Below are 3,386 nucleotides of genomic sequence, written 5' to 3' on the forward strand. Positions count from 1 at the left end.
AAATAATACGGACAGGTTCCCGAGTGGCTAAAGGGAGCAGACTGTAAATCTGCCGGCTCCGCCTTCGCTGGTTCGAATCCAGCCCTGTCCACCACCTTTTTCTTGCTTCGGCAAGGCTTTTTTTATATTCTGTGGGAGGACTGTCTATGTTACACAGTCGTTACAACTTGATCCTCATTGCGCTGTTCGCCGCTCTGAGCGTCGTGGGCGCATTCGTTAAGATACCGACACCGCTCGTGCCGTTTACGCTTCAGACGCTGTTTTGCGTCTATGCAGGCTTTCTCCTCGGCGCGCGCCGCGGTTTCGCATCACAGCTTCTTTACCTCCTCATCGGGCTTATGGGCATCCCCGTATTCGCACTCGGCGGAGGGCCGTCGTACGTGCTTCAGCCGACGTTCGGCTATCTCTTAGGATTCCTTGCTTGTTCGGGTATCTGCGGATATTTCGTCGAGCGAATGGAGCGCGTGACGTTCATGAAGCTGTTCTCCGTCGGCATCGTCGGGCTTATCGCTGTCTATGCGATCGGGCTGTCGTATCTTTATTTCATCGTCAACGTCTATTTCGGCAGACCGATGCCGATCGGCATGGTGCTAAGTGTCGGCTTTTTGCCTTATATCGTATCCGACCTTATCATGAACTGTGTTATCGCGGCGACTGCGGTAAAAATTATCCCTGCGCTCCGTAAGAACGGCTACTTGCCGCTCGTGCGCCAAAAGAGGTGAGCACGATGTCTATGCCACTTCACAAAAGCGGACTTTTCGCCGCACTCAGCGCGTACGTGATCTGGGGCATCCTGCCCATCTACTGGAAGCTTCTTCAGGAAGCAGGCGCGTATGAGATACTGGCACACCGCGTTCTCTGGTCGTTCGTCTTTATGTTCGTTCTGCTCGTTCCGCTGTCTAAGATGGATGAGCTGAAACGAGATATCCGCGCGCTTTGGCATGACAAAAAACGGCTCTTGGCGGTAATAGGCGGCGGTTTCATCGTCACGAGCAACTGGGGCACGTATATCTGGGCAGTCAACAACGGTTATATCGTCGAAACGAGCCTCGGCTACTATATCAATCCGCTCGTCAGTGTGGCACTCGGCGTATTCATCTTCAAGGAAACGCTCAGCCGTGCGAAAAAGGCGGCATTTGCCATCGCGGCCTGCGGTATCCTCAACATGACGTGGCAGCTCGGCGAAGTGCCGTACATCGCGCTCTATCTCGCCTGCTCGTTCGCCATCTACGGCGCACTCAAGAAGTACGCTCATCTCGACCCGTTCATCGGAATCGCGCTCGAAACGCTGTTCGTCACACCGCTCGCACTCGGCTATATCGCGCAGATCGATGCTATCGGCATATCGACGTTCACGCTCGATGCTCCCGTCCACGCGCTTCTTCTCATCGGTGCAGGCATCGTCACGGCAACACCGCTTATCCTCTTTGCACGCGGTGTCAACACGCTTCCCTTAAACGTCATCGGCTTCCTCCAGTATTGTGCGCCGACACTGGCACTCATCATCGGCGTATTCCTCTACGACGAGCCGTTCACACCTGCTCACGCAGTCAGCTTCTCGTTCATCTGGCTCGCGCTCATCATCTTCAGCACGAGCGAATGGCGTGCCTATCGCCAAAGCAAAAAAGCATAATGAAAGATATCAGAAAAGCCTGCTTCTCTCACTTGAGAAGCAGGCTTATTTTTTGTGTTGCTGTTTATTTCTTTTTCCGCTTGGAACGATAACACCACTTCGTCAAACCAAGAGAAACGATAAGCGACCGTTTTTTTATATTGAACGGAATATCGTTATCAAGCAATATCTGTCCGATATTATCTTTTATTACACGTTCATATGGTGTTGTATCCATATCCGCACCGTCTTCGCAGATGCATCTGACGACCTTATTGGCAGACTCGATAACATTACACAGACTGGCAGCAGGATATATCTTGCGATATCTTTCATAGCGAATCTCTGTCAAGCGATACATATGCAAATGCTTATCTAAAGTGATACTTCCCGTCAGACTGTTCGGACGAAGCATATAGCAGTATAGTGCTCGAGGAAGATAGACGAACGTACTCGGTCTAAGCATCAACTCCGTCAACAGTTCAAAATCTTCTCCGTAGCTATTCTTCTCATTAAATCTGACATCTCGGAACAAAGCACGTTTTATCACCTTGTTCCATAGATGACTTCTGACATATCTGTTCTTCATCAGCTCGCGTATAAAGGCTTCTTTATCAACGTGCCCTTCCCGAAAAATCGGCACCGATCGTCTCTTCATCTTTTCCATGCTAGTACCGACAAGATAGTCATAGAATATCACATCGGGTGCATCGTACTTCTCGATCGCGTCTAATATCGTCGAAACATACGCATCCGTCATATAATCATCAGGATCAGGAAAAATGATATATTCTCCGCGCGCCGCATCAAGGCCTGTATTGCGCGCACTGCTGACACCACCGTTCGGTTTATGTATCACACGGACGCAGTCTGCGTGCTTCTCGGCAAACGCATCGGCAATTTTTCCGCTGTTATCCTTCGTACCGTCATCTATCAAAAGCACCTCTACGCCTTCGCACAGATTCTTCTCAAGCGAATCAAGGAAGCGCGGTATTTCTTTTTCCACGCCGTATATTGGCACACACAGGGATAATTTTATCATGATAATTCCTCCGAAAAATAACTCTATTTGTTTTTATAATACCACAACGACTGCTGATATACTATAACAAGGCGTTTTTCGCGTGCTGCTTGGGAAGTATTATAAGAAAAAAGAACACAGTTACGGCGGAAAAGGAATTTTGATTTTTCTCACGAATATTATACAAAGTGAGATTCCCTAACAGATGAGGAGAGGATTATATGACAGTAGCAGATTTGATCCGTGAAGGCTACGGCAACGAAGAAGACTTCAACTGCGCAGAAAAAATTTTGAACGGCGCAAATAAAGCATACGGCCTTAATTTGTCGAAAGAAACGCTCAAGCTCGCGGCAGGCTTCGGCGGCGGCATGGGCATCGAAAGCACGTGCGGTGCGCTCACAGGCAGTGTCATGGCACTGAGCCATATGTTCGTCAAAGAACGCGGTCACGAAGGCCCGCGCATCAAAGAATTGACGCAGGAGCTGTTCTCCACGTTCGAAGAAAAAATGAAGAGCATCATGTGCGCTCCGCTCAAAAAAGACTATCGCACCGAAGAACTCGGCTGTAAAAACGTCATTCTCGCGGCGGCAGAAGTACTCGACACTATCGTAGCACGCGAACTGAAAAAAGACGCCGAATCGGCTGAATAATATCACCACATAACGAAAGCCCTTACCTTACGGTAGGGGCTTTTTTCTGTTCGTATGTAGTTTTTGGCGCGTGTTCTCTCCCTCCGTCACGGCTATGCCGTAC

General features: G+C 49.4%; 4 protein-coding genes and 1 tRNA gene. 4 read left to right on the forward strand and 1 reads right to left on the reverse strand.

The features are described from left to right. Nucleotides 1-9 precede the first annotated feature (9 nt). From IJN28_06210 to rarD, 3 genes are all read left to right on the forward strand, one after another. Nucleotides 10-94, forward strand: a tRNA-Tyr gene (locus IJN28_06210). A 52-nt stretch (nucleotides 95-146) separates the two neighbouring features. Continuing rightward, nucleotides 147-722: a biotin transporter BioY gene (locus tag IJN28_06215; GenBank protein ID MBQ6713361.1), complete on the forward strand. Its 576-nt coding sequence runs from the start codon at nucleotides 147-149 to the stop codon at nucleotides 720-722. An 11-nt stretch (nucleotides 723-733) separates the two neighbouring features. Next, nucleotides 734-1,633, forward strand: coding sequence for an EamA family transporter RarD (gene rarD / locus IJN28_06220; protein MBQ6713362.1), 900 nt, complete (start codon nucleotides 734-736; stop codon nucleotides 1,631-1,633). A 64-nt stretch (nucleotides 1,634-1,697) separates the two neighbouring features. Here rarD and IJN28_06225 read toward each other — a convergent pair whose 3' ends face one another. Continuing rightward, the gene (locus IJN28_06225; GenBank protein ID MBQ6713363.1) at nucleotides 1,698-2,654 is read right to left on the reverse strand and encodes a glycosyltransferase; all 957 of its coding nucleotides are present in this window, start codon (nucleotides 2,652-2,654) and stop codon (nucleotides 1,698-1,700) included. 200 nt (nucleotides 2,655-2,854) lie between these two features. Here IJN28_06225 and IJN28_06230 point away from each other — a divergent pair, with 200 nt between their 5' ends. Beyond that, entirely contained in the window at nucleotides 2,855-3,283 is a 429-nt protein-coding gene (locus IJN28_06230; GenBank protein ID MBQ6713364.1) for a C-GCAxxG-C-C family protein, read from the forward strand. The last annotated feature ends 103 nt before the right edge of the window (nucleotides 3,284-3,386 follow it).

This window comes from Selenomonadales bacterium (genome assembly GCA_017442105.1).
Taxonomy (GTDB): Bacteria; Bacillota; Negativicutes; order RGIG982; family RGIG982; genus RGIG982.